The following is a 25,854-nucleotide window of genomic DNA, read 5'->3' as shown; positions in this document are numbered from 1 at the left end:
CGTGTCGAGCTCATCGGTCAGGTGACCGGCGTCGAGGTCGGCGTGGTCCGGCGTGCCGCCGCCGGCGGAACGCAGCCGTGCCAGGTCGCGCCGGGCCGTAGCGGCCGGGATGAGCACGCGGTGTGGGTTCGCCGAGGTCAGCTCGCGGGCAGCACGCCGCGCACGAAGGCGGCCTGGCCGACGTGCTGGAGGTCGTCGTCCAGCACGCTGACCAGCCGCACGGCCAGGGTCACGGGCGGGTCCCAGGCCTCGTCCACGACCCGCGTCAGGTCTTCGGCGCTCAACCCGCGCAAGTAGGCCGTGGTGCGGTCGTGCACGGCCCGGTGGTAGCCGAGCAGCAGGTCGGCCGGGGCGGTGATCGACTCGACCCGCGCGCTGTCGTGGCCGTAGCCGGTGTCGTCGTCCGGCACCGGCAGGTCGAAGCGCTCGGCCCAGCCGTCGGCGGTCCACACCTGGTCGGTGCCCGCCACCTCGGCCACGTGGTCGTCCTGGACGCGGGTGAGGTGCCAGACCAGCCAGGCGATGGAGTTGCCCGTGCCGCCGACCCGGTGGGCCGACCCGTGCGGCGGCAAGCCGTCCAGCACTCGTTCGACGGATTCGCGGACCCGGCCGAACCCGTCCAGCAACACGTCCACCGCGGTGACCTCGTTCATGAACGCCCATCCTCCGACGCTTGTGCGGTGCCCGGGACCGTGGTGGCCACCGAGCACTCCGTCGAGTGAAAGTAGCCGGTCGTGCGCCTGGTCGGCGGGCGGCCTGCCTGCGCGGCACGACGTGGCGACGCAGAATTCTCCCATGGGCGAGAAGAAGCTCCACAAGGGCGACCACGTCACCTGGTCCAGCCACGGGCAGGAGGTGCCCGGCGAGGTGGTCGAGGAGATCACCGAGGACACCGAAGCCGCCGGCCGACAGGTCCGCGCATCGGAGGACGACCCGCAGTACCGCGTGCGCAGCGACAAGAGCGGCAAGGACGCGGTGCACAAGCCGAGCGCCCTGCGGGACGACTCGTGAGCGGCGGGCGGATGGTAAAGCCGGCCGTCACGATCCGCGACGGCCGGCGTCACCTGGTCGTGCCGGTCAGGCTCGTCAGTAGGTGACGGCCCACTCCTCGTTGTACGGGGCGGCGTACTCGCAGGTGTGCTGGACCGCCCAGGCCCGCTCGTCGTGGCTGGCCCAGTTGACCGCCAGGCACTTGCCGGTGTGCTGGTTGACGAAGTGCGAGTAGCCGCTCGCCAGGTACTCGCGGTTCCAGTTCTCGTTGTACGGCGCGGAGTTCTCGCAGGTGTGCTGGACGACCCAGGCGCGCTCGTCGTGGCTGGCCCAGTTGACGGCCATGCACTTGCCGGTGTGCCCGTTGACGATGTGCGCGCCGTCGAAGTACCACTCCTCGTTGTACGGCGCCGAGTACTCGCAGGTGTGCTGGACGATCCAAGCGCGCTCGTCGTGGCTGGCCCAGTTGACGGCCAGGCACTTGCCGCTGTGGCGGTTGACGATGTGCCAGGGCCCGTCGAGCATCTCGGCGGACAGGCCGGCCCGTCGGGCGACGTCGGCCCGTCTCGCCTCGACCTGCGCCGGTGCCGGGCGCACATCGGATCGTTGCACGGCGACCGGGCTGGAATCGTCGGCGTGCGCCGGGGCGCCCGCGAGGTTCACCGCGCCGATGGTGAGTAACGCCGCCGCTATCGCGGCCGCTTTCCGCAAGGACATGAGCAGGCTCCATCGTGGTCGACAGGTGAGGTCACTTCGGGAGCGGAGTCGTAGAATTCGGCCGATTCCGGACAGGTGGCCTTGTGAGGTGGAATGCGTTTGTGGCATTGCCGGGGTGTCGCCCGCGTTGACCTGCTCGACGACCCCGTCGAACTCGCCATTCGCACCGAGGCGCTGGTCGTGGCTTCCTCCGGGACCGGCTCCCGCCAACGTAACACGGTTCCACAACGACGGCGGAGCTGCGTTCGGGAATTCGCAACGAGCGGCCCGGTTCGGTTCTCCGAATCACGTTTCCGGCCCGGGCGCACCCGGCGCAACGCGTGACGGCCGGTTGACGTATGGCCGTATTCGCCGGCGCGGTGCAGGCTTCAGGTGTCGCGGTGTGCCGGGGGGCAGCTGAAATGTGTCACCTGCGTCCTCTTCGCCTGCGGCGTGTCGATTTCGCCTAGTGAGAGGACCACTGGTGGCAATGTCATCATCGTCAACGCGCCGGGTGGCGGCCGCGCTGCTCGCCTTGGGCGTGGTGTTCGCGGCGGGTGCGCCGGTGTCGGCGTCCGCGGCGGACCGGGCCGTCCCGGTCGCCGCGCCGACACCGGACTCGCCCGTGAGCGGGAGACTCGTGCCGGCGGTGCGCGGTGACGCCGCGAGAGCCGCCGCGGGCGGTGCGGTCAGCGAGAAGTTCCAGGCGCTCGGCGCGGCGCGGCACACCGACCGGGCCGGCGCAACGCAGCGCGGCGACCGGGCCGATGGGGACTGGAGGACCGGTACCGCCGACCTCCCGCCGTGGAGCGGCTCGTTGCACACCGTCTGGGGCGCGTTCCCGAACGTCGCGTCGGACGGCGCGCAGGCCACCCACACCATCAACCCGGGCATCCGGATGTCGGCGGGCAACCCGGACGTGGTGTACGCGCCGACGCTCGACCCGAGCGGCAAGACGTGCATCGAGGTGACCACGTTCTACTGGCAGGGCGGCAACGGCGTCGGGGCGTGGGACTGGTGCGCGGCCTCGCCCGGCTTCGCCGCGGTGGCCTGGATCGACGCCAACTTCGTCAGCACGTACACCACGCCGTTCCAGGGGCTGCCCGCCTACACGGTGCTCGACGTGCAGACCAACGCGGTCACCAACTCGTGGACCGCCTACCTGTACAACTACACCACCGGTGCCTGGGACGCGCTGTTCACCAGCGCCGACCCGGCCAAGCTCGGCATCACCCACGGTGGCTGGAGCATGTTCGAGGTCTACACCGAGTACAACCCCGCCACCGGTGAGGGCTACTACTGCACGGAGACCTACGGCACCCAGTTCCACGCCGCCAACATCCAGATCAAGGTCGGCGGCACGTGGAGCGCGCTGACCACGAGCAACTCCTCGGTGACGCCGCCGGGCAGCGTGTCCAGCACGGACTTCGGCTGCTACAGCCTGTCCTTCACGCTGCCGACGGCGAACAGCCACTGGCAGGTGTCGCACTGAGCCCGTTCGCCTGACCCGCCTGACCCGCGGTGTGGTGCCCGTGCCCGCGTCGGCACGGGCACCACACCGCCCTGCGCCGTTGTCTCGCGTTGTTTGTCCGGCGTGACGGTCACACCCGGACAACCGGGGCGCCGGCTACACAAGTGGTGCGCCACCCCTGAGTGGTCCATTGAGGATCCCTGGAAGGAACACCACATGCGAACATCGCCGAGGTTTCGCGGAGCGCGGGCCGCGCCCGTCGCGCCGCTCTCCGCCTCGATGCTCAGCGTTCACCCGGTCGAGGCGAGCGATACACCCGTCCGTGCAGGACCGCGGCCGAGGTCGACACCCGGTCGAGCGAGAACTTCCCGCTCCACTTCACCCGAGGGCAGTGGTGCCCCGTGGCACGCCGAGGGTTGGGGAACTGCCCGCTACCGGTAGGCGTGGTAGCAACCGTCTTTTCGAAGAAAGGGATTTCGTCATGCGTAAAGCACTGCGCTCCATCGCGTCCGCCGTCGTCTTCGCCATTGTCGCCACGGCGGTACCGGCATCGGCGGTCGGTGCAGCGGCGACCGATTCGGTGTCGACCGATCCGGTGTCGTCCCGATCGGATCACGAGGTCCGGCAGATCGCTCCCGGCGTGCTGCCCCAGGAAACCTACGAAGCGACGCTCGACGTCCTCTCCGTGGTGTACGGCATCCCGGAGCACTTCATCACCTTCGGCGACGAGGCGGGCGCCGCCCAGTGGGTGACCGACGAGTTCCACCGGCGCGGCTGGCTGGGCTGCCCCGAGTGCGTCCTCCTGGACCCCGGCCCGGACCCCGGCGTGCACTACGACAAGGGCAAGTGCCTGGCCGGGTGGGCGTTGGCGCTCGCGTCCGCCGCGCTCTGGATCGGCAAGGCGCTGAAGCTCTGGTACCTGGTGCACGAGGCCGGCGGGTTCAAGAAGGTGATCGACCTGATCATGCAGGCGTTCAAGCGCTCCAGCGAGCAGCGGCGGGACGCGTTGAACACCCTCCAGGAGGTGTTCAACGAGGTGGCCGCCGGCATGGGCGCGGTGGCCGCCGAGGTGCTGGCGATCGACGGCATCATCGACAACTGCTTCTGACCCGCACCGCGACCGGGCGCCCCGTCGGCACGTCCGACGGGGCGCCCGGCCTCGCCCCTCTGGCGGTCGCCCGAACGTTGGCGGAGCGGCACCCTTGATGTCTTCGGCTGGGACTTCGGCCCGGTCGCCGGACGCCGGGAGCTGCCGGAGGAGGTCTTCTGCTGAGCCAGCGCTTCGGTTGGTACACCTACGCCTGGGCGAGCCACGCCTTCCCGACGACGGTCACCGCCGTGTTCATGAGCCGCTACCTGCCCACCGTGGCCGAGAACGCGGTCGGTCGGGACGGTCGGCTGCACGTGCTCGGCATCGCCATCGCCCCCGGCTCGCTGTTCACCTACACGGTCTCGGCGTGCAGCGTCGCGTTGGTCGTCGTCATGCCCGCGGTCGGGGCGCTCGCCGATCGGACCGGACGACATCGCGCGCTGCTGGCCGGGTTCGCCTTCCTCGGCGCCGCGCTGTGCGGTGGCATGTGGTTCGTCGGGCCCACGGACTGGCGACTGGGCACGGCGCTGTACGCGACGGCGTACATCGGGTACAGCTGCTCGATCGTCCTCTACAACTCGATGCTGGCGGGCCTGGCCGACCTGGGTGGTCGGGACCGGGTGTCGTCGGTCGGCTGGGCGGTCGGGTACCTGGGCGGCGGTGTGCTGCTCGCGGTGAACCTGGCCTCCTCCTTCGTGCTGACCGACCGGGCGTTGCTGGCGCGTGCGTCGCTGGCCGGGGCCGGCCTCTGGTGGGCGGTGTTCGCGGCGATCGCGCTGTGGCTGTTGCGGGGGTACGAGTCGCCGCCGCGCGGGTCTGCGGCCACCAGCCTGGCCCAGCTCGTCGGCACGCTGCGGGAGGCGCGGCGCTACCCGGTGACGCTGCTGCTCCTGGCCGCGATCCTGCTCTACTTCGACGGCATCCACACCGTCACGCTGGTGGCGGCGGACTACGGCGAGAAGGAGCTCCGGCTGAGCGACCAGACGTTGCTCAACGGCATCCTGATGATCCACTTCGTGGCGTTCGCCGGTGCGCTGGCACTGGGGCGGCTCGCCTACCGGTGGGGCGCCAAGAGGGTCGTGCTGGGCAGCCTCGTGGTGTGGCTCGCGATCATCCTGGCGATGTACCTGGTGCAGCCGGGACGGGCGTGGCAGTTCTACGCGGTCGCGTTCGTCGTCGCACTGGTCCTGGGCGGCAGCCAGGCGCTGTCGCGCTCGTTGTTCTCGAAGATGGTGCCGCGCGGCCGTGAAGCCGGGTACTTCAGCCTCTACGAGATCTCGAACTCCGGCATGAGCGCGCTCGGGCCGCTGTTGTTCGGCATCGCGTTGCAGAACACCGGCAGCTACCGCTCCGCGCTGGTCTCGCTGGTGGTGTTCTTCGTCCTGGGCTTCATCCTCCTCACCTCGGTCGACGTGCGGCGCGGGGTCGTGATGAGCGGCAACGGACCCGAGGGGAGACCACCGTGACGCGTGACGCGACACCGGCCGCGGTGCACCGGACGATCGTCCTGGTCGACGTCGAGGGGTTCGGCAAGCGGCGGACCAACCCCCGGCAGCTGGCGGTCCGCGACGGGATGTACCGGGCCCTGCGGCGGGCGTTCGACCTCGCCGGCATCCCGTGGGACGACTGCCGGCACGAGGACCGCGGCGACGGCGTCTTCGTCCTGGCGCCGGCCGACCTGCCCAAGGGCCCGTTCGCGGACGCGCTGCCCGCGGCGCTGGCGCGGGCGCTGAACGAGCACAACGCCGGGCGCCCCGCCGACGAGCGGATCAGGTTGCGGCTCGCGCTGCACGCCGGCGAGGTCAGCTACGACGAGCAGGGCGTCACCGGCGCCGCGGTCGTCCTCGCGTTCCGGTTGCTGGACGCGCGTCCGCTCAAGGTCGCGCTGGCCGACTCGCCCGGGGTGCTCGCGATGATCACGTCGTCGTGGTTCTACGAGGAGGTCGTCCGCAACGGCACCTCGGTCGACCCGGCCACGTACCGCCGCGTCCCGGTGGCGGTCAAGGAGGTCGACACGGTCGGCTGGGTCGCGCTGCCGGACCACCCGTACCTGCCGGACCACCGGCGGGCGTTGACCGACGAGCCCCTCGCCGTCGTCGAGGCAGGGTCCACGCCGCAGCAGCTGCCCGCCCACACACGGCACTTCGTCGGCCGGACCGAGGAGCTCAAGCACCTCGACGACCTCGTGGTGGAGACCGACCCGGGCGGCCCGGTGCTGATCTCCGCCATCGGCGGTACTCCCGGGATCGGCAAGACCACCTTGGCCGTGCACTGGGCCCGCCGGGTCGCCGAGCGGTTCCCGGACGGGCAGCTGTACGTGAACCTGAGGGGCTTCGACCCGACCGGTGAGCCGATGCGACCGGAGGAGGCGCTGCGCGGCTTCCTCGACGCGCTCGGCGTGCCACCGGAGCGGGTACCGGCCTCGCCGGACGCGCAGGCGGCGTTGTACCGGACGGTGGTGAGCGGGCGGCGGGTGCTGGTGGTGCTGGACAACGCCCGCGACGAGACGCAGGTCCGGCCGTTGCTGCCGGGTGTGGCGTCGTGCCTCGCGCTGGTCACCAGCCGCAACCGCATGACCGGGCTGATCGCGGCGGAGGGCGCGCACTCCGTGGACCTCGACGTGCTCGACGTCGACGACGCGGCGATGCTGCTGCGCCGGTACCTGGGCGCGGAGCGCGTCGCGGCCGAGCCGGGCGCGATGGCCGAGCTGATCACGCGCTGCGAGCGGCTCCCGCTCGCGCTGGCGATCGTGGCCGCCAAGGCCACCGCCAACCCCGACTTCCCGCTGACGGTCCTGGCCCGGGAGCTGCGCGAGGAGGAGGGGCGGCTCGACGCGCTCGACGCGGGGGCGCCGGGCACGTCGGTGCGGGTGGTGTTCTCCTGGTCCTACCGCGCGTTGGGGCCCGCGGCGGCGCGGATGTTCCGGCGGCTCGGGCTCGCGCCCGGCCCCGACATCGGCACGCACGCCGCCGCGCACCTCCTCGCCGTGCCGGTCACCGTGGCCCGGGCACTGCTGGCCGAACTCACCCGGGCCCACCTGCTCGACGAACACCGCCCCGGGCGGTACCGCTGCCACGACCTGCTCCGCGCCTACGCCGCCGAGCTCGCCGCGGCCGAGGACACCGGGCCGGAGCGGCGGGCCGGGATCACCCGGCTGCTCGACCACTACGTCACCACGGCGACCAGGGCGATGGCCGTCGTGACACCGCACGAGGCCGGCCACCTGCCCCCGGCCGACAGGACCACCGGTCCGGCGCTCGACGACTACGACGCCGCCATGGCCTGGTTGGACGTCGAACGGCCCAACCTGACCGCGGTCGCGCACGTCGCCGGCACCGACTGGCCCGCGCACGCGAGCCGGCTGTCCCGGGCGCTGCTGCGCTACCTCGATCTGCGCTCCCACCACCTCGACGCCAAGAGCGTGCACCAGGACGCGCTCGACGCGGCCCGGCGCACCGGCGACCGCGCCGCGCAGGCACACGCGTTGACCGGGCTGGCCACCGTGGCGTGGCGGCTGGGCCGGCACGACGAGGCGCTCGGCCTGTTCGGGCAGGTGCTGGACGCGTGGACCGAGACCGGCCACGCCGCGGCGCGGGGCCGGACCCTGGCCCTGATGGGCGGCGTGTGCTGGCAGTTGGGGCGTTATCGGGAGGCGATGACCCACTACGCGCCCGCGTTGGCGCTGAGCCGCACCATCGGGGACGCGGTCGCCGAGGGCCAGACCCTGGCCGGCATGGGCAACGTCTCGTGGTGGCTGGGGGACTACGGGCAGGCCGTCGAGCACTATCGGGCCGCCCTCGACCTGGCCCGCCGCAGCGGTGACCGCAACGCCGAGGCACACGCGCTGACGGGCCTGGCCAACGTGTCACTGCGCGTGGGCCGGTACGAGAGGGCGCTCGACGAGTACCACTGGGCGCTGGCGATGTGCCGGATGACCGGCGAGCAGAAGATCCGGAGCTACGCGCTGGCCGGGCTCGGGTACGTCCACTGGCGGTTGGGACGTCACGCCGAGGCCGCCGACCAGCACCGCAGGGTGCTCGCGCTGGCCAGGGAACTCGGCGACCCGATCGTGGAGAGCTACGCGTTGGCGGGCCTGGGTTTCGTGTACGCGACCCTCGGCCGCTTCGACGAAGGTGCCCAGCGGCACCGGGAGGCGTTGGCGGTGTGCCGCCGGACCGGCGACCGCGGCTTCGAGGCCGCCGTGCTGAACGCGCTGGGCGAGGTCGCCGCCGCCACGGGGGAGTGGTCGGCGGCGACGGAGCACCACCGGCGGGCGCTGGCCATCGCGGACGAGCTGGGCAACCGCTTCGAGCAGGCCAACGCCTGGCGCGGCCTGGCCTCGGTCGCGCACCACGAGGGCAGGCGCGATGACGCATCCGGGTGGTGGCGCCGAGCGGAGGCCGTGTACCGCGAACTAGGCGTCCCCGAGGCCCGCGAACCGCCCGAGCCGTTGCGACTCGCGGGCCACGACGGTGACGACAGCCGCACGTGAGCGATCTCCGAGGCGCGCTCTTACGACGGTTTCGCACCCACCGCGTCCGCGACGACCTCGTCGGCCGCCGTCTCGTCCAGGAAGCCGCCGGACTGGTGACGCCACAGCTTCGCGTACGTGCCGTCGGCGTCGAGCAGCTCGGCGTGCGTGCCCTGCTCGACGATCCGGCCCCGGTCGAGCACGACCAGTCGATCCATCCGCACGACGGTGCTCAGCCGGTGCGCCACGACCAGCGCCGTGCGGCCTTCCATGAGCTGCCACAGCGCCTGCTGCACCAGCACCTCGCTCTCCGAGTCCAACGCGCTGGTCGCCTCGTCCAGCAGCAGCACCGGCGCGTCGCGCAGGATCGCCCGGGCCAGCGCGACCCGCTGCCGCTGCCCGCCGGACAGCTTGATGCCGCGTTCGCCGACCATCGTGTCGAACCCGTCGGGCAGCGCGTCCGCGAACTCCGTCACGTGCGCGGCCTGCGCGGCGCGCCGGATCTCGGCATCGGTCGCGCCGGGCCGCGCGAACGCGATGTTCTCCCGCAGCGTCCGGTGGAACATGGCCGGGTCCTGGGGCACGTACGCGATCAGGCTGCGCAGGTCGGCCTGGCGCAGGCGCGCGATGTCCTGGCCGCCGATGAGGATGCGGCCGCCGTCGACGTCCATCAGCCGCAGCAGCAACCGGGTGAGCGTGGTCTTGCCGCCACCGGAGCGGCCGACGAGCCCGATCCGGGTGCCCGGCGCTATGTCCAGGTCCAGTCCGGTGAACAGCGGCTTGCCGCCGCCGTGCGCGAACACCACACCGTCGAACCTGACCCGGGAATCCGCCACCCGCAACGGTTGCGGGTCCGGCGGGTCGAGCACGGTCGGCGGGTCGAGCAGCAGCTCGGTGAACTGGGCGGCCTCGGTCAGGGCGCTCTCCAGCCGCCGGTAGATCTGGTTGAACTCGAACATGATCCGCGTCGCGTTGCCGAAGTACGCGAACGTCACCACGATCGCCTCCACGCCCAACCCGCCGCTGACCCCGACGGCGACCGCGAGGCCGAGCACGTTGGTGAGCACGGACAGCGGCGCGACCACGGTGTCGATGCGCAGGTTGCCGTAGTCCCAGGACCGCAGCGCCAGCGCCCGGCTCTCCGCGGCCCGGTCCCGGTGCTCCGCGCCCTCGCGCCGTTCGGCGGAGAACGCCCGCACCGTCTCCATGTTCATCAGCGTGTCGGCGACGTGGCCGGAGACCCGCGCGTAGGCGGCTTCCCGCTCGTCGACCAACCGCTGGCGGCGGCGGATGAGCGGCGCGACCACGAATCCCGTGACGAGGATCAACCCGAGCAGCACCACGACCAGCAGCGGGTCGTAGCTCCACAGCACGACGCACGCGAAGCCGAGCGGGATGACGTTGGCCACGACCTTGAACGCGACCGTGTCCACGAACTCCTCGAAGCGGGAAGCGAAGCTCAGCACCCGCTTGGTGAGCGAACCGGCGAAGTTGTCGTGGAAGAACGCCGCGTCCTTGCCGAGCAGCGCGTCCATGCCGTAGACGGACAGGTGCTCGATACCGCGCCCGTCGGTGCGGTTGAGGCAGTGGACGCCGATGCGCCACAGCAGCTCCGCGAACAGCATCAGGCCGGCGAACGTCAGCAGGTACGGCAGCACGGTGGCGAAATCGGTGTCGCCGTCGGCCGCCAGACGACCCGCGAGGGCGCCGACGGCCAGCGGCGCGAGGTAGAGCAGGCACGTGTTGCCCAACGCGGGCAGCACGACCGCGCCCACGCCGAGGAAACGGTGCCGCCGCAATTCCCTGCCGTACAGGCGCAGGGCGAGCAGCACCGCTTTCTTGCGGTTGTTGACGGGTTTTTCGGACCTTGGCGCGACCATCCGACTCCCTTCGGAGGCACCTTGGCCGGGTCGATGTTGCCGTAGAGGACCCGTGAGAGCGATCGAATAACGCCGCACGAACGCGCAACCACGGCGCCGGTCGGAGGCGTCAGTGTGGTGGGACGAATTCCCCCATCCACGGGAGTGCGCATGAAACGACGAGTGCGACTGCTCGCGGGCGTGGCTGCGTTGTCCGCGGCGATGGCGGTGGCTCCGCCGGCGGGCGGCACGGCGACCCCGCTGTCGCCCGGCGGCCCGACCGCGACCGCGTCCGACGGGCGGTGGGTGACGCTGGTCACCGGCCACCGCGTGCACGCCTCGCGCACCGCGCAGGGCCGGTGGTCGGTGCTCACCGAGCCGGAGCCGGGTGGCCGGGCCGCCGGCTTCATCCGGTACGGCAAGCGCCGCGCCGCCGGGACCGACCTGTACGTCGTGCCGCAGGAGGCCGCGGCGCTGGTGCGGGCCGGCACGCTGGACGAGGAGCTGTTCAACGTTTCCGGGCTCGTCCGGCAGCGCTACGACGACGCGCGCAGCGACACCGTGCCGCTGCTGGTCGAGTACCCGGACGTGGCGGCGGCCGCGGCGCCGGAGGGCGCCCGGGTCGAACGGCGGCTGCCCGACCTGGGCTTGGTCGCGGTCGCCGAGCGCAAGGCCGACGCGCGCCGGTTCTGGTCGGCGATCACGGCGGGCGAAGCAGGCGCGCTGGCGGGCGGTCCGCGGCGGATCTGGCTGAACGCGCGGGTGGAGGCGTCGCTGGACGTCAGCGTGCCGCAGGTGGGCGCACCCACCGCCTGGGCCCGGGGCCTGACCGGCCAGGACGTCACGGTGGCCGTGCTGGACACCGGTTACGACGGCGACCACCCCGACCTGGCGGGCCGGGTGGCGGTGAGCCAGGACTTCAGCGGCTCCGGCAGCGCGCGGGACGGCAACGGGCACGGCACCCACGTCGCGTCCACCATCGCGGGCTCCGGCGCCGCGTCGGGCGGCAAGTACCAGGGCGTCGCGCCCGGGGCCAGGCTGGCCATCGGCAAGGTGCTGGACGACTCCGGCTCCGGTCAGCTCGACGACGTCATCGCCGGGATGCGCTGGGCCGCCGCCGAAGCCGGGGCCAAGGTGGTGAACCTGAGCCTGGGCTCGGGTCCCACCGACGGCACCGACCCGGCGTCGCAGGCGGTCAACGCCCTCAGCGCGCAGTACGGCACGCTGTTCGTGGTGGCGGCGGGCAACTTCGGCCAACCGGACTCGGTGTCCAGTCCGGCCGCGGCCGACGCGGCGCTCGCGGTCGGCAGCGTCACCAAGTCGGGCGCGCTGTCGGACTTCTCCAGCCGCGGCCCGCGCCTGGTCGACGCCGCCGTCAAGCCGGAGATCGCCGCGCCCGGCTCGGACATCGTGGCGGCCAGGGCCGCGGGCACGCAGCTCGGCGAGCCGGTGGACGAGCACCACACCAGGCTGTCCGGCACGTCGATGGCCACGCCGCACACCGCGGGCGCGGCGGCCATCCTGGCGCAGCAGCACCCGGACTGGACCGGCGACCGCCTCAAGGCCGCGCTGGTGGCCACGGCCGCACCGGTGGCGGACGCGGGCGTGTTCGCGGTCGGCGGCGGCCTGGTCGACCTGGCCAGGGCGACCGCCCAGCCGGTCCAGGCCTCACCGAGCACGATCGGCTCGTACCTGAAGTGGCCCGGCACCCAGCCGGACAAGCGCACGGTCACCTACACCAACCCCGGCACCACGCCGATCACCCTGGCGCTGGACCTCAGGCTCGCCGACGGCCAGGGACAGGCGCCGCCGGCCGGGTTGTCCACGCTGTCCGCGTCGGCGGTGACGGTCCCGGCCGGGGGCCGGGCGGACGTCGCGCTGACCCTGACGCCCCGGTCCGGCAAGCCGGGCGTGTACGGCGGCGTGCTCAGCGCGACCTCGGCGGACGGCGAGGTCCGGCTGCGCACACCGGTCAGCGTCCACGACGAGCCGGAGATGCACGACGTGACCGTGGCGGTGAAGAACCGCGACGGCGTCGCACCGGGCCCGCAGGACCGCTCGGTCGCGCTGGTGGTCAACGTGGACACCGGCGACACGTGGTTCGGCGCGGCGGGGGAGCGCGTCCGCGTGCCGGCGGGCAAGTACTCGGTGGTCGGCGCGGTCAGCACACCCAGGCCGGGCGCGTTGCCCCTGGAGAGCACGTTCGTCGACCCGGACGTGCGGGTGTCGCGGAACACGACCGTGAGCTTCGACGCGCGCAAGGGCAAGCGGATCTCGCACACCACCGACCAACCGGCGGCACGCGCCGGCGTGGCGCACACCCAGTTCCGCACCGCGATCACCGACCGCGAGCAGTACCCGACCGTCTTCTCGTACTCGGTCGACCCCCGGTTCGGTGAGTTGTACGCGCAGTCGGAGGAACGCAGGTTCGTGCCCTGGTTCGGCTACGCGGACAACGTCCGGCTGGAGGAGCCCGAGCTGGAGGTGTTCGCCGAGGGGCCGCAGCGGTTCGAGGTGCCGGCGGGCTGGCTGCGCGGGTCGCCCTCGCCCAGCGGCAGCCAACGGCTCGCGACCGTCCACGGTGGACTCGGCACGCCGGAGGACCTGGCGGGCATCGACGCCGAGGGCAAGCTGGTGGTGCTGGAGCTACCGGGTGAGCTGACCTACGAGGAGGTCTACGCGCGCATCCGTGCGGTGCGGGACGTGGGCGGCAAGGCGGTGGCCGTGGGCGTGCTGGAGGAGGCGGCGACGGCAACCCGGCTGGACGACGGGTTCCCGGCCGTGCTGCCGACGTTGCGGCTGTACGACGAGCCGGGCAAGCGGTTCGCCGACCTGGTCGAGGCGGGCGGGGTGACGGCGAGCATCACGGCCCGGTCCGGCAGCGCGTACCGGTACGAGTTGTCCTACCCGTCGGCCGGGCTGCTGCCCCGGCAGCTGACCACGGTGGCCAAGACCGCCGACCTCGCCGCCGTGCGCATGGTCTACCACGGGGGCACCGAGGAGGAGCCGCCGATCACGTCGGCGTGGGTCGAGGCGCTGGGTGACGAGATCGGCACCCAGTGGGGCCTGCCCGGCGTGCCGCACGCCGAACGCGTGGAGCACTTCACCCCCGGCACGTGGCGCATCGGGGTGGGCGGCTGGTGGGCCGCCGCGGGCACCGCGCACGAGCGGGCGGTGCTGGAACGCGGCAAGTCCTACCGGATGCGGTGGCACGCGGCGGTGGCCGCGCCGGTGTTCGCCGGCACGACCACGAACGAGCTGGGCGAGAACCACCCGTGGGCGTGGCGCACGGGCGACCTGCTCGACATCACGGTGCCGTTCTTCACCGACGCCGCCGGGCACTCCAGGGCGGCCGAGCCGTTCTTCGGCTACGACAGGGGATCGACCGCGCTCCACCTCGACGGTCGGCTGGTGGGCAGCCAGGACCAGCCGGGGCGCGGCGTGTTCGTGGTGTCACGGGAGGAGGGCGAGTACCGGCTGACCGCCGACGTCAGCCGCGAGGACCGGCCGTGGTGGCCGCTGTCCACGAAGGTCAGCGGGAGCTGGACGTTCCGGTCCGGGTTCCGCCAGGGCCCGGGCGGCGCGCTGCCGCTGCTGTCGGTGGGCTTCGCGCCGGCCGTCGACCTGCACAACGTCGCACCGGCCGGCCACTTCACCTTCCCCGTCACGGTGCACCGGCAGGACAAGGCGCCCGAGGTGAGGTCGTTGGACCTGGAGGTCTCCTTCGACGACGGCGCCACCTGGGCGGCCGTTCCGGTCGGCCGTGACGGCGCCCGGTGGACCGCGACGGTCACCAACCCGGCGGGCGGGTTCGCGTCGCTGCGCGCCAGGGCGTCGGACACCGAGGGCAACGCCGTGGAGCAGACCGTGATCCGGGCGTACCGGATCGGCTGACCGACGGTCCGGCACCGGCGGGCCGTCCGTTCGGCGGACGGCCCGCCCGCACCGACGGCGGGCGCTGGGTGAAACGGCACCCTCGCCGTGCCGAGGTCCGATGGTGGGTGAGACGGCGCGGGTGTCGGCCAGTTGAGACCCGAAACTTCCGCGAAACGTCTGGTAGGCGGCTTGATTGCGACCTGATAGTGGTCAGCGCTCGTCCGACGGAAGGGGTTCCGCGATGCGGTGGAGAACGGTCCTGCTGACCACCGGCCTGGTGCTCGGCCTGAGTTCGGCGCCGGCCGGCGCGGCCGAACCGGTGATCGTCGACTCCACCCGGCACGGCGGGCGGACGGTCGCGTTCACCTTCGACGACGGCCCCAACCCGGAGGACACGCCGCGGCTGCTCGAAGTGCTGCGCCGACACCACGTCAAGGCGGTGTTCTGCCTGTGGGGCGATTACGTCGAGGCCAACCCGCGGCTGGTCCGCAAGATCGTCGCGGGCGGGCACGTGCTGTGCAACCACAGCATGCGCCACGACAACATGGGTGAGTGGACGCCCGAGCAGATCGAGGCGGACCTGCGCCGGACCAACGCCGCCATCCACCGCGCCGCACCCGGAGTGCCGATCCGCTACTTCCGCGCGCCCTACGGCAGCTGGGGGCAGACGCCGCAGGTCGCGGCCAAGCTGGGCATGACGTCGCTGGGCTGGAAGCTCGCGATCGGCGACTGGGAGCCGCCGGGCGTGGACGAGCTGGTGCGCCGGGTCAAGGACGGCCTCACCGAGGGCGCCGTGGTCCTGATGCACGACGGCCCGAACGACCGCGGCCAGACGGTGGACGCGGTGGCCCGGCTGATCCCCGAACTGCGCGCCGAGGGCTGGCGCTTCGACCGGCCCGCACGCGGCTGAACGGGAAGGGCACCGAGGTGAAGGGCTCAGAGGTGACGCGCTCGACGACGGCGGCGTTGGCCGCCCTGCTGCTCCTGCTGCCGACGGCGGCGTCCGCGTCGGCGCGGCCGACCTGGGTGGGCGCGTGGGCGACGTCCCCCACCACCGTGCCCGCCTCGGACACCACGTCGTTCGAGGACCAGACGCTGCGCCAGGTGGTGCACCTGAGCGTCGGCGGTGACGCGGTCCGGGTGCGGCTGTCCAACGAGTTCGGCACGCAACCGCTGGTGGTGGGCGAGGCCCGCGTCGCCCGGCGGGCGGGCACGGGCGCGGCGGTCGAACCGGGCAGCGACCGGCGGCTGACGTTCGGCGGTCGCACGTCCACCACGCTGCCGCCCGGCACCCCGCTGCTCAGCGACCCGGTCGCGCTGCGCGTGGCGGCCGACTCCGACCTGGTGATCAGCATCCACCTGCCGCAGCGCACGCCCGCGACCACGGTGCACGCCTTCCCGTTCCAGGACGGGTACGTGGCGGCGGGCAACGTCACCGGTCGGACCGACATCACGCCGACCGCCGTGCTGGGCAAGTGGCACTTCCTCACCGGTGTCAGCGTGTCGGGCAAGGGCAAGCCCGGGTCGACCGTGGTGGCGTTCGGCGACTCCATCACCGACGGCGCGGAGACCACGCGCGGCGCGAACCGGCGCTGGCCCGACTTCCTCGCCCGCCGCTTCGCCGCCGAGCCGCGGCTGCGGCACCTGGGCGTGGTCAACGCGGGGATCAGCGGCAACCGACTGCTGCACGACCCCAACCCGCCCGCCGGTCACCCGGCGGAGGCCTACGCGGCCTACTTCGGGCAGGCGGCGCTGCGCCGCTTCGACCGGGATGTGCTCGCACAACCGGGGGTCGGGCACGTGGTCGTGCTCCTCGGCGTCAACGACCTAGGCCACCCCGGCACGAGCGCGCCGTTGTCGGAGAAGGTGACCGCGCAGGACATCATCGGCGCGCACCGGCAGCTGATCGCCCGGGCGCACGCTCAGGGCCTGCGCATCTACGGCGGCACCATCACGCCGTTCCGCGCCGACACGTTCGGCTTCTACAGCCCCGAGAACGAGGCCGCGCGCCAAGCCGTCAACCACTGGATCCGCACCGGCGGCGAGTACGACACCGTGATCGACTTCGACCGCGCGATCCGCGACCCCCACCAACCCGACCGCCTGCTACCGGCCTACGACAGCGGCGACCACCTGCACCCGAACGACGCAGGGATGGCCGCCATGGCCGCGGTATTTGATTGCCGCTGTGCTTGATTGCCGCTGCTCCGCAGACGGCGGCTCGGTCGCCGGGAAGTCGGTCGTTCGCGCCCTGATTCCCCGACGATCGAAGAGCGTGATCGTCGGGGAATGAGGACGCGAACGACCGACGCGACCTCGCGGGTGGGGTGGCCCCAGGGCATCCCCGTCCATGACGACGGTGGCATCTCCTGACCCCGTCCCGGCTAGGCCGCTGGGCCGACGACGGCGGGTGTGGCGGTGGGGCGGGTGGGCCTGGTCGGGCGCCTGCGGATGAGCCACTCCGCCACCGCGACGTTGATCACCCAGCCCGCGCCGAGCAGCAGCGTCCTGGTCAGCGGGCCGGGATCGCCGGCGAACACCATCCACACCACCGTGACGACCGCCTGCGTGCCCGCGCCCTGGGCGATCGCGTAGCCGCGGATCATCCACGCCCGGTGTCGGACGACGTCGCGCCGCCGGATGGCGGTGAAGCCGAGGGCGATGGCCGCGATCATGGCCGAGCCGAACACCACCCGGAAGGCGGCGAGGAGGTGGCCATCGCCTTCCGGATAGGGGTAGAACAGCGCCATCCACACACCTGACAGGCCCATGACGAGCCCGCTGGGCACGAGGAGCCTGCCGAGCGCGCGGTGCCTGCCGGGCCGTCGCCTGCGGAACCGGGGTGCGAACTGGAACGCACCCACGACGCAGAACAGGACGGCGGCGATGATGTGCGCCACCACCGGGAGCGGTGCGGCGAAGAACCGCGCGTTGTCCTCGGTGACCTCCCCGCCGGCCAGGTCGGCGAGGCGGACGACGCCACCGCCCATCGGAACGAGGGTGAGCGCGATCAGCCCGGTGGGTATCAGCCACTCGGCCCTGGTGGAGGAGGTCACGAGGCAGGCCCTTCTTCGTCTCGGTCGGGGTGAGCCGAGTCTGACGACCGACGTGGTGGCCGATCATCGGGAGAAGGGCTCGAACCGAGCCGTCCTATCGGGCGGGGAGGGCCTCGTACTTTCGGCGGCGGGCCCGGGATCCCCGGGTCAGCGGCCGAACCCGTGGCGCACGCGGTTGGTCTCGTAGGCCCACATGGCGATCTCGACGCGGTTGCGGGCGCCCAGCTTGGCCATCAGGCTCGCGATGTGCGTCTTGACGGTGCTCAAGGTGATGTGCAGCTCGTCGGCGATCTCGCTGTTGGTCCGTCCCCGTGCGACGGTGACGACAACCTGCTCCTCCCGGTCGGTGAGCGGTTCGACGGGTTGCCGCGGCGGCGCGGCGGGTCCGGCGGCGGCGAACGTCCGGAGCAGGCGCGCGGTGACGTTCGGGGCGATGAGCGCGTCGCCCGCGGCCGCCGCGCGGACGGCCTGGGTGAGCAGGGCCGGCCCCGCGTCCTTGAGCAGGAACCCCAGGGCGCCCGCCCGGAGCGCGGCGTAGACGTACTCGTCCAGGTCGAAGGTGGTGATGACGACGACGGCCAGCGGGTCGTCCACCTCCGGTCCGGCCAGCAGCCGGGTGGCCTCGATGCCGTCCACGCCGGGCATCCGGATGTCGAACAGGCACACGTCGGGGCGCAGGCGTCCGGCGAGCTCCACGGCGCGTCGCCCGTCGCCGGCCGTCCCCACGACCTCGATGCCCGGTTGGGCGTCGAGGATCATCGTGAGCCCGATGCGCACGATCTCCTGGTCGTCCGCGACGACCACGCGGATGCTCATGACGCCGACCCCGTCCGGGGCAGCGTGGCGGTCACGGTCCAGCCCCGTTCCGGGTCCGGGCCCGCCGCGCAGGTGCCCCCGAGCAGGTCGACGCGTTCGAACATGCCGATGAGCCCGAACCCCGGCGCCGAGGTCGACCCCGCCCCGTCGCCGTCGTCGCTCACGCGCAGGTGCACGGACGTGTCGTCGGCGGCGACGTGGACCTCGATGCGGGTGGCGTGCCGGGCGTGCCGCCGCGCGTTGGTGATCGATTCCTGGGCCAGCCGGTAGATCGCGGCGCCGACCGACGGGTGCACGTCGTCGAGGTCGCCGACGAGGCCGACCTCGACCGACGGTCCGGTGCGGGCCCGGGTCGCCAGGTCACCGAGATCGGTGATGCGCGGGCTGGGTGTCGGCGTCAGGTCCGCCGGGTCGTCCCGGCGCAGCACGTGCACCATCGCCCGCATCTCGGCGAGGGCGCGGGAGGCCTCGGCCTCGATCACGCGCAGCGCGTCGGCCGCCGCCGCCGGCCGCGACGACACCGTCGCCAGGCCCGCCTGGGCGCGGATCGCGATCGCGGACACGTGGTGCGCGACCGTGTCGTGCAGGTCCCGCGCCAGCCGTTCCCGTTCCAGCAGCTTGGCCTGGTCGAGTTCGCGCGCCCTGGCCCGGACCCGGTACCGCGCCGCCGCACCGAGCGCGACGGCCGAGAACACCACGGTGAGCCCGCCGATCGCGTCGGCGAGCACGAGGTGGCGCGAGACCATCGAGACGACCGCGCCGCCGAGCACGATCGCCAGGCCGAGCACGACCTCGCGCCCGGAACCCCACCTGACCAGCGAGTACACCAGGATCAGCAGGAACGCCGCGGTGTAGGGCTCGACCTGCTCCCCGCCCGTCACCAGCGGGAGCAGCCCGGTCGTGCCGAACGCGACCGCGACCGTCGCCAGCGGCCGGACCCGGCGCAGGAGCAGGGTGGGCACCAGCCCGACCACGACCGCCACCGAGAGGACCCGCCACGGCAGGTCCGGCCGCAGTGCCCCTTCGAGCACCGCGGCAGGCACGAGCACCGCCACGAGCGCCCAGTCCCGCCACACCCGCCTCGGGGCGTGGCCGGGCCGGGGCTCGTCCCACGTCGAGCGGAGAAGATCCTGCACCCGGCGATGGTACGAGAGCCCGGCCCGCGCCGAAGCCGCCCGGAGCCGCAGGACGCCGTCAGCACACGGCGCGGAGAAGCCCCGGAGGCGAGCGGCGCCGGCTCCAGGTGGGCCGCGTAGGTGACGCGCTGCCCGACGCGAGGCGGACGGTCGCTAGACCGACATCGACGGCACGAGCGGCCGGCGGGTCGACTCTGCGGCGAACGCGCGCCACGCGGCCGCGAGAGCGGCGACGGCGGCGCCGATCACCGGTGGCTCGGCGGTGAACGGCAGCCGCAGCCGGTCGGCGCTGCCGCCCGTCGGGTCGAGCGAGCCGCCGGGCAGCACGGCCACCCCGTGCCGCAGCGCCACCTGGGCGTAGGACGCGGAGTCCGCGTCGGGCAACCGCACCCACAGCGTCTGGCCGCCCCCGGCGGGCGTGAACTCCCACTCCGGCAGCTCTTCGCGCAGCCGTGCGCAGAGGTGGTCGTGCTGCCGCCGCAACGCCGTGACGCGGGCGGCACGGACGGCGGCGAAGTCGGTCAGCAGCTCCACCGCGGCGAGCTGGTCCAGCACGCCGCTGCCCAGGTCCTGCACCGCCTTGAACCGGGCCAGCCGGGCGACCAGCGCCGCGTCGGCCCGGACCCAGCCGACCCGCAACCCGCCCCACACGACCTTGCTCAACGACCCCACGGTGATCGCCCCCGCGACGGGCGGCGCCGCCGGCGCACCGGTGAGGTCCAGCTCCGCCAGCACCTCGTCCAGCACGAGCGGCACGTCACCCGCCGACCGGACCAGGCGCGAGCGCTCCAACGGGCTCATCGACGTGCCGGTGGGGTTGCGGAACGCGGGCATCGCGTACACCAACGCGGGCTTGTGCCTGCCCAGCGCGCCCGCGAGGTCGTCGTCCGCGCGGACCACCGCACCGACCTCCCGGAACAGGTCCAGGGCGCCCGAGTAGGTCGGCGCCTGCACCAGCACCTCGTCGCCCGGCCGCACGAGTGCTCGCGTCACCAGCGCCAACGCCTGCTGCGCCCCGGTCGTCACCAGGATCTGCCCCTCGGTGGTCGGCACGCCGAGATCGCGGTAGCGCGCGGCCAGCGCCGCCCGCAGCGCCGGGTGCCCCGACGGGTGGTAGCCCAGGTCGACGTCGCCGACCCGGTCCACCGCCCGCCGGTGCGCATCGACCAGCGCCGCGGGCGGGGACAGCGGCCCGGCGCAGGCGAACTGGAGCACGCCGTCGGGCGGCTCCAGCAGGTTCACGAACATCGGGTTGGCGGTCTCCGCGCGGGCCGCCGCCGCCCGTCCGCCCGGCGACACCCACGTGCCGCTGCCGCGCCGCCGCGTCAGCCGCCCCTCCTGCCGGAGCAGGTCGTAGGCCGCGATCACGGTCGTCCGCCCGACCGCGAGACCCGACGCCAGCGAGCGGTCGGGCGGCAGCACCGTCCCCGACGGCAACAGCCCTCCGTCGATCAACTCCCGCAGGCGCGCGGCCAGCAGCAGGTACAGCGAGCCGCGGCCCGCGGACCAGCGCCCGAGCCGTCCGGCCAGGTCGTCCACCGCGATTGGCTTCATGATGAGACCAATCTAGCCGAATTGGACCTACAGCCATACCGCTTCATGACCGACGCTCGGTCCATGAAGCCTGACACCCGCGTCGTGCACACCGAGGCGCCCGCGCTGACCAGCACGCCCCTGTCCGTCCCGCTCTACCAGACCTCCGGGTTCTCCTTCACCGACCTCGACGCCTTCGCCGACGGGATGACCAGGCCGGACGGCGCGTTCGTGTACACCCGGCTGGGCAACCCGACCGTCCGGGCGCTGGAGGACGCCGTCGCCGCGCTCGAAGGCGGCACGGCGGCGCTGGCCACCGCGTCGGGGATGGGCGCGATCAACGCGGTGCTGCTCGCGCACCTCAAGTCCGGCGACCACGTGATCGCCCAGCACGCGCTCTACGGCGGCACGCTGGCCCTGCTGCACGACCTGGAGCGGCGCTGGGGCGTCGCGGTCACCTACGTCGGCGGCCACGACCCGGACGAGGTCCGCGCGGCGCTGCGGCCGGAGACCCGGGTGCTGTACCTGGAGACCATCGCCAACCCCACCGGCCACGTCAGCGACCTGCCCGCGCTGAGCGCCGCGGTGGACGACGACGTCCTCGTGGTCGTGGACAACACCTTCGCCTCACCCCTGCTGTGCCGCCCGATCGAGCAAGGCGCGGACGTCGTCGTGCACTCGACCACCAAGTACCTCGGCGGGCACAGCGACGTGACCGGCGGCGTGGCGGTCTTCGCCGACGACGCCCGTTACCGCACGACCTGGCACCACTCGATCGAACTGGGCGTCACCCCGGACCCGTTCGCCGCCTGGCTCACCATCCGCGGCCTGCGCACGCTGGCGTTGCGCGTCCGCAAGCACGAGGAGAACGCCGAGGTGCTCGCCCGGCGGCTGGCCGCGCACCCGGCGGTGCGCGTGGTGCACTGGCCCGGTCTGGACACCCACCCCAGCCACGCCGTGGCGCGCCGCGTCCTCGACGGTTGCGGCAGCACGTTCTCGTTCGACCTGGCGGACGTGGCGGCGGGACGCCGGTTCGTCACCGCGTTGGAGCTGGTCCGGCTCGCGCCGTCGTTGGGCGGCACGGAGACGTTGGTGCTGCACCCCGCGAGCACCTCGCACCGGCAGCTGGACGAGGAGCAGCTGACCGCGAGCGGCATCACCGGCGGCACGATCCGGCTGTCGGTGGGCATCGAGGACGTCGACGACCTGTGGCACGACCTCTCCCGGGCACTGGACCGCTGACCCGGCCAGGCCTCGACCCCGGTGTCTACAGTGGACGGTTGAGCGGATCGGCTCGGAAGACGAGCCCGAAGAGACGCACGGGGTTCAGTGGCCCGGCGTGACGCGCCGTGGTTCAGGCCGGCGGCGCGGTGCTCTCGCGCACGACCAGCGTGGTGGCCAGTTCGACGCGGGGCTGGGCGGGCCGGCTGCCACCGGCGAGGGTCAGCAGCATCCTGGCCGCGGTCGCGCCCATCTCGGTCAGCGGCTGCCGCACGGTGGTCATCGGCGGGCAGCACCAGCGCGTGTTGTCGATGTCGTCGAAGCCGACCACGCTGAGGTCGTGCGGGATGCGCAGGCCGAGCCGCCACGCCGCCGCGTAGACCCCCAGCGCCTGGAGGTCGTTGCCGCACAACACCGCGGTCGGCCGGTCGGGTCGCGCCACCAACTCGCGGCCCAGGTCGCGGCCGTGTTCGAAGGTGTATTCACCGGTGCGCACCAGCGCGTGGTCGAGTCGGGCGCCGGAGGCGTCCATCGCGGCGCGACAGCCCTCCAGCCGGGCGCGGGCGCCGAGCGAGTGGAGTGGTCCGGTGATCACGCCGATCCGCCGGTGTCCCAGGTCGAGCAGGTGCCGGGCCGCGGCGATGCCGCCGCTCCAGTTCGTCGCCCCGACGGAGGGCGTGGTGTGCAGCGGTTCCCCGGACGGGTCCAGCGCCACCAGCGGGATCGCGCTGGCGTCCAGCAGCGCGTGCTGCTCCGGGGTGAACGCCGAGTACACCGCGATCACGCCCAGCGGGTGGCGGGCCAGCAGCTGCTCGGCCCACGAGCGGCCCGCCGGCGTCGGCTCGCCCACCTCGGTGAACGCCACGGCCGGCTCGTGCTCGCGCGCCACCGGTTCCACCCCGCGCATGATCTCGATCGCCATGTGCCGTTCGAGCCCGTAGAAGACCACTTCGAGGATGGCGGCGGGCGCGATGGCGTCCGGGCGCCGGTAGCCGTGTTCCCGCAACAGGGCCTCGACCCGTTGCCGGGTCTCCGACGCCACGCCCGCCCGGCCGTTGAGCACCTTGGACACGGTGGGCTTGGACACCCCGGCCAGTCGGGCGATCGTCGCGACCGTCAGCTCGCCCCGTCGACGCCCGCGCCGCTGACCGTCCGCGATGCTCCCCGTCACGGTCCGCAGTGTACGGAAGCGGCGTCACCGGCTGGATCATGATCGTCGGACTCGCGTCCACCTCCGCCGTTCGGGTTGCCGAAGCGCCGTCGGCGCCGCACCGGGTCGACCGTGTGGGCGAAACACGTGAACCATGAGGTTGGAGGTTGCGCCATAGGGGTGTATCGGTGCGACCGTGGGTGGGGGTCTTCTATATGGTCCGAGCGGAACCGCTCACATTTCGTGCTGGGGAGGTAGACGTCCGGTGATCGGACAGCCCGATGAGCGCGATCTGGAGCGGTGGGCGACCGCGGACCTGGCCGTCCTGCGCGACGACCTCGACCACGCGCTCAGCTCCGACGCCGGCTCGTCGGGCGTGGCGCCACCGTCCCGGCCGCCGTCGGACGCCGAGCTGATCGAAGCCGTGCGCGGTGGCCGGATCCAGGCGTACGGGCAGTTGTTCGAGCGCCACGTGGGCGCGGCCCGCAACCTGGCCCGGCACCTGTCCTGGTCGAGCGCCGAGGCCGACGACCTGGTGTCGGACGCGTTCGCGAAGGTGCTCGACACGGTGCGCGCGGGCGGTGGCCCGGACTCGGCGTTCCGGGCCTACCTGCTCACCGCGCTGCGCCACACCGCGTACGACAAGACGCGGCGGGACCGCAAGCTCAAGCTGGCCGACGACGTGGAGGCCGTGTCGGGCGTCGAGAGGGTCACCACCGTGCCGTTCAACGACCCGGCGGTGGCGACGCTGGAGCGAACGCTGGCCACCAAGGCGTTCGCCAGCCTGCCCGAGCGGTGGCAGACGGTGTTGTGGCAGACCGAGATCGAGGGCCAGTCGGCCGGCGAGTTGGCGAAGCTGCTGGGGCTGACCGCCAACGGCGCGTCGGCGTTGGCCTACCGGGCCCGTGAAGGTCTCAAGACCGCCTACCTCCAGGCGCACCTGGCCCACAACCCGACCACCCGCTGCCGCGCCACCGTGGCGAAGTTGGCCGCGTGGACCCGAGGCGGCCTGACCAAGCGGGAGACCGCCCAGGTCGAGGTGCACCTGGACGAGTGCGAGTCGTGCCGCGCGATGGCCGCCGAGCTGGCCGACGTCAACGGCACCCTGCGCGCGGTCGTCGCGCCCCTGGTGCTCGGCGCGGGCGTTTCCGGCTACCTCGCCTCGACCGGGGGCACGGCGGAAGCGGGCGCGGCGGTCGCCGGTGCGGCCGCCAACTCGGTCACGACGACGACGCAGTGGCTCGGCGTGGCCGCCTCCACGGTGGTGGTGGTCGGTGCCGTGATGCTGGGCCTGAACACCGAGCAGCAGGCGGTCGCGCCGCCGGCCGAGGACCGGCCGCCCACGGTGAAGGTGGACCAGCAGACGTCGGTGGTGGTCTCGGGGACGTCGTCCGTCGCCGTCACGGGGTCCGGCGCGCCGTCGGTGACCGCCACCGCACCCGACGGCACCTCGTCCGCCCCGGTTCTGCCGGGTGTGACCACGACGACCACGACCACCACCACGGCCGCGGGACCGGCGGCGGAGCCGTTGGTCCCGGAGGTGCCCGACCGGTTCGCCATGAGCACCGGTGGCCCGCCCGTCGAGCTGCCCGTCACCATCCGCAACACCGGTTCGACGCCCGTCGAACCCGCCACGCTGGTGCTGGCCCTGCCCGAGGGCGTCCACGTGGTGGGTCCGGGCAACAACCTGCGGCGCGGGCCGCTGGTGGGGTTCGACGGCGCGGCGCGGCAGACGGTCGGGTGCCCGGCGGGCAAGGGCACGGTGACGTGCACGGCCGAGGCGGAGCTGCCCGCCGGTGGTTCGGTGACGTTCGTCTTCCGGTTGCTCGCCGGGCCCAAGGCGGTCGGCGGCACGATCAGCGGCACGGTCACCGCCGGTCCCGGGCGACCGGTGCAGGTCGTGGTGCCCCTCGCGGTCACGCAGAAGTAGCGCTACCGACACGGCCGGTTGCCCTGAATCGTTCACGTGCGCCGCAGACGCCGTGCTGAGGTCGGCGTCACTGTTTGCGGGCAGGGTCGTGGGGAACCCGGCACCTACGCCCCGAGCGCCAAGGGGAGCGTCGATTGCTGGAAGGCTCGTGTTGTGAACGTCGTCGAACGGTCCCTTGACCACGTCGACTTCGATCTGGAGGAGAACTTCCCACCCGTGCGCCGGGCACGGAGGTGGATCACCGAGAGCGTGCCGGAACTGGACACGTCGACCCTGCTCGACCTGCTGCTGATCGCCGACGCGCTGCTGACCAACGCGCTCGAGCACGCCAGGTCGCCTCGTCGGTTGCGGCTGAGCCGCAGGCCTGGCGGGCACGTGATCCGGGTGGAGGTCCACGACGCCAGCCCGGAACTGCTGCCGGTGCTCGGCAAACCGGGCGAACTCGGGCTGGGACACCGCGGTCTGCTGCTGGTCAACCGGTTGGCCTCGCGGTGGGGCGTCGATCCGCGGGCCGGCTACAAGTCGGTCTGGGGCGAGGTCACCGCCTGAACCCGGACGC

Annotated in this window: 19 protein-coding genes; 11 read left to right on the top strand and 8 right to left on the bottom strand. The window is 73.0% G+C overall.

The features are described 5' to 3' along the window. Positions 1–137: 137 nt before the first annotated feature. Positions 138–653 (bottom strand): mycothiol transferase, encoded by a 516-nt coding sequence (locus tag ACYVLT_RS03745; RefSeq protein WP_461118664.1) that lies wholly within the window; start codon positions 651–653, stop codon positions 138–140. Between the two features lie 142 nt (positions 654–795). Here ACYVLT_RS03745 and ACYVLT_RS03740 point away from each other — a divergent pair, with 142 nt between their 5' ends. After that, on the top strand, positions 796–1,011 hold the full coding sequence (locus ACYVLT_RS03740) for a hypervirulence associated TUDOR domain-containing protein (RefSeq protein ID WP_461118663.1): 216 nt from the start codon (positions 796–798) through the stop codon (positions 1,009–1,011). Between the two features lie 75 nt (positions 1,012–1,086). Here ACYVLT_RS03740 and ACYVLT_RS03735 read toward each other — a convergent pair whose 3' ends face one another. Then, positions 1,087–1,707 carry an RICIN domain-containing protein gene (locus tag ACYVLT_RS03735; RefSeq protein WP_461118662.1) on the bottom strand — a complete coding sequence of 207 codons (621 nt, stop codon included), beginning with the start codon at positions 1,705–1,707 and terminating at the stop codon, positions 1,087–1,089. A 469-nt stretch (positions 1,708–2,176) separates the two neighbouring features. Between ACYVLT_RS03735 and ACYVLT_RS03730 the strand changes: the two genes are divergently transcribed. The 4 genes from ACYVLT_RS03730 (at position 2,177) to ACYVLT_RS03715 (ending at position 8,739) form a co-directional block, all read left to right on the top strand. Then, the gene (locus tag ACYVLT_RS03730; protein WP_461118661.1) at positions 2,177–3,178 is read left to right on the top strand and encodes a carbohydrate-binding protein; all 1,002 of its coding nucleotides are present in this window, start codon (positions 2,177–2,179) and stop codon (positions 3,176–3,178) included. Between the two features lie 460 nt (positions 3,179–3,638). Then, entirely contained in the window at positions 3,639–4,265 is a 627-nt protein-coding gene (locus ACYVLT_RS03725) for a hypothetical protein (protein WP_461118660.1), read from the top strand. 107 nt (positions 4,266–4,372) lie between these two features. Next, positions 4,373–5,713 carry an MFS transporter gene (locus ACYVLT_RS03720; protein WP_461119238.1) on the top strand — a complete coding sequence of 447 codons (1,341 nt, stop codon included), beginning with the start codon at positions 4,373–4,375 and terminating at the stop codon, positions 5,711–5,713. Then, a complete protein-coding gene (locus tag ACYVLT_RS03715; protein WP_461118659.1) occupies positions 5,710–8,739 on the top strand; it encodes an ATP-binding protein in 3,030 nt (1,009 codons plus the stop codon). Before ACYVLT_RS03720 ends, ACYVLT_RS03715 begins: the two co-directional genes overlap by 4 nt. Before the next feature lie 20 nt (positions 8,740–8,759). On the opposite strand, the gene ACYVLT_RS03710 is transcribed toward ACYVLT_RS03715, so the two are convergent. Continuing rightward, positions 8,760–10,598: an ABC transporter ATP-binding protein gene (locus ACYVLT_RS03710; protein ID WP_461118658.1), complete on the bottom strand. Its 1,839-nt coding sequence runs from the start codon at positions 10,596–10,598 to the stop codon at positions 8,760–8,762. A gap of 150 nt (positions 10,599–10,748) precedes the next feature. On the opposite strand from ACYVLT_RS03710, the gene ACYVLT_RS03705 reads away from it, so the two are divergent. From ACYVLT_RS03705 to ACYVLT_RS03695, 3 genes are all read left to right on the top strand, one after another. After that, positions 10,749–14,471 (top strand): S8 family serine peptidase, encoded by a 3,723-nt coding sequence (locus ACYVLT_RS03705; RefSeq protein ID WP_461118657.1) that lies wholly within the window; start codon positions 10,749–10,751, stop codon positions 14,469–14,471. A gap of 223 nt (positions 14,472–14,694) precedes the next feature. Beyond that, positions 14,695–15,363 (top strand): polysaccharide deacetylase family protein, encoded by a 669-nt coding sequence (locus ACYVLT_RS03700; RefSeq protein WP_461118656.1) that lies wholly within the window; start codon positions 14,695–14,697, stop codon positions 15,361–15,363. 32 nt (positions 15,364–15,395) lie between these two features. Then, positions 15,396–16,649, top strand: a complete 1,254-nt coding sequence (locus ACYVLT_RS03695) for an SGNH/GDSL hydrolase family protein (RefSeq protein ID WP_461118655.1) — start codon at positions 15,396–15,398, stop codon at positions 16,647–16,649. Between the two features lie 188 nt (positions 16,650–16,837). Here the strand turns inward: ACYVLT_RS03695 and ACYVLT_RS03690 are convergent, their stop codons facing one another. The 4 genes from ACYVLT_RS03690 to ACYVLT_RS03675 form a co-directional block, all read right to left on the bottom strand. Further along, entirely contained in the window at positions 16,838–17,509 is a 672-nt protein-coding gene (locus ACYVLT_RS03690) for a DUF2306 domain-containing protein (protein ID WP_461118654.1), read from the bottom strand. A 147-nt stretch (positions 17,510–17,656) separates the two neighbouring features. Then, positions 17,657–18,325 (bottom strand): response regulator transcription factor, encoded by a 669-nt coding sequence (locus ACYVLT_RS03685; protein WP_461118653.1) that lies wholly within the window; start codon positions 18,323–18,325, stop codon positions 17,657–17,659. After that, a complete protein-coding gene (locus tag ACYVLT_RS03680; RefSeq protein WP_461118652.1) occupies positions 18,322–19,461 on the bottom strand; it encodes a sensor histidine kinase in 1,140 nt (379 codons plus the stop codon). Before ACYVLT_RS03680 ends, ACYVLT_RS03685 begins: the two co-directional genes overlap by 4 nt. Positions 19,462–19,614: 153 nt before the next feature. Continuing rightward, positions 19,615–21,015 (bottom strand): aminotransferase-like domain-containing protein, encoded by a 1,401-nt coding sequence (locus ACYVLT_RS03675; RefSeq protein WP_461118651.1) that lies wholly within the window; start codon positions 21,013–21,015, stop codon positions 19,615–19,617. A gap of 63 nt (positions 21,016–21,078) precedes the next feature. Here ACYVLT_RS03675 and ACYVLT_RS03670 point away from each other — a divergent pair, with 63 nt between their 5' ends. Beyond that, positions 21,079–22,236 carry a trans-sulfuration enzyme family protein gene (locus ACYVLT_RS03670; protein WP_461118650.1) on the top strand — a complete coding sequence of 386 codons (1,158 nt, stop codon included), beginning with the start codon at positions 21,079–21,081 and terminating at the stop codon, positions 22,234–22,236. Between the two features lie 112 nt (positions 22,237–22,348). Here ACYVLT_RS03670 and ACYVLT_RS03665 read toward each other — a convergent pair whose 3' ends face one another. Next, a complete protein-coding gene (locus ACYVLT_RS03665; RefSeq protein ID WP_461118649.1) occupies positions 22,349–23,386 on the bottom strand; it encodes a LacI family DNA-binding transcriptional regulator in 1,038 nt (345 codons plus the stop codon). 244 nt (positions 23,387–23,630) lie between these two features. On the opposite strand from ACYVLT_RS03665, the gene ACYVLT_RS03660 reads away from it, so the two are divergent. Both ACYVLT_RS03660 and ACYVLT_RS03655 read left to right on the top strand, forming a co-directional pair. Then, positions 23,631–25,295: a sigma-70 family RNA polymerase sigma factor gene (locus tag ACYVLT_RS03660; protein ID WP_461118648.1), complete on the top strand. Its 1,665-nt coding sequence runs from the start codon at positions 23,631–23,633 to the stop codon at positions 25,293–25,295. A gap of 153 nt (positions 25,296–25,448) precedes the next feature. After that, positions 25,449–25,844, top strand: coding sequence for an ATP-binding protein (locus ACYVLT_RS03655; RefSeq protein WP_461118647.1), 396 nt, complete (start codon positions 25,449–25,451; stop codon positions 25,842–25,844). Positions 25,845–25,854 lie beyond the last annotated feature (10 nt).

This window comes from Saccharothrix stipae, from assembly GCF_054781895.1.
The sequence above is the reverse complement of the archived record's forward strand: the minus strand, read 5'-3'. Positions and strand labels throughout refer to the sequence as shown.

What these genes read in the sequence shown, in the direction of transcription:
- ACYVLT_RS03700 (WP_461118656.1), top strand. Translation starts at nt 14,695, where the DNA reads ATGCGGTGGAGAACGGTCCTGCTGACCACCGGCCTGGTGCTCGGCCTG.
- ACYVLT_RS03735 (WP_461118662.1), bottom strand. Translation starts at nt 1,707, where the DNA reads ATGTCCTTGCGGAAAGCGGCCGCGATAGCGGCGGCGTTACTCACCATC.
- ACYVLT_RS03730 (WP_461118661.1), top strand. Translation starts at nt 2,177, where the DNA reads ATGTCATCATCGTCAACGCGCCGGGTGGCGGCCGCGCTGCTCGCCTTG.
- ACYVLT_RS03670 (WP_461118650.1), top strand. Translation starts at nt 21,079, where the DNA reads ATGAAGCCTGACACCCGCGTCGTGCACACCGAGGCGCCCGCGCTGACC.
- ACYVLT_RS03725 (WP_461118660.1), top strand. Translation starts at nt 3,639, where the DNA reads ATGCGTAAAGCACTGCGCTCCATCGCGTCCGCCGTCGTCTTCGCCATT.
- ACYVLT_RS03710 (WP_461118658.1), bottom strand. Translation starts at nt 10,598, where the DNA reads ATGGTCGCGCCAAGGTCCGAAAAACCCGTCAACAACCGCAAGAAAGCG.
- ACYVLT_RS03745 (WP_461118664.1), bottom strand. Translation starts at nt 653, where the DNA reads ATGAACGAGGTCACCGCGGTGGACGTGTTGCTGGACGGGTTCGGCCGG.
- ACYVLT_RS03705 (WP_461118657.1), top strand. Translation starts at nt 10,749, where the DNA reads ATGAAACGACGAGTGCGACTGCTCGCGGGCGTGGCTGCGTTGTCCGCG.
- ACYVLT_RS03685 (WP_461118653.1), bottom strand. Translation starts at nt 18,325, where the DNA reads ATGAGCATCCGCGTGGTCGTCGCGGACGACCAGGAGATCGTGCGCATC.
- ACYVLT_RS03740 (WP_461118663.1), top strand. Translation starts at nt 796, where the DNA reads ATGGGCGAGAAGAAGCTCCACAAGGGCGACCACGTCACCTGGTCCAGC.
- ACYVLT_RS03675 (WP_461118651.1), bottom strand. Translation starts at nt 21,015, where the DNA reads ATGAAGCCAATCGCGGTGGACGACCTGGCCGGACGGCTCGGGCGCTGG.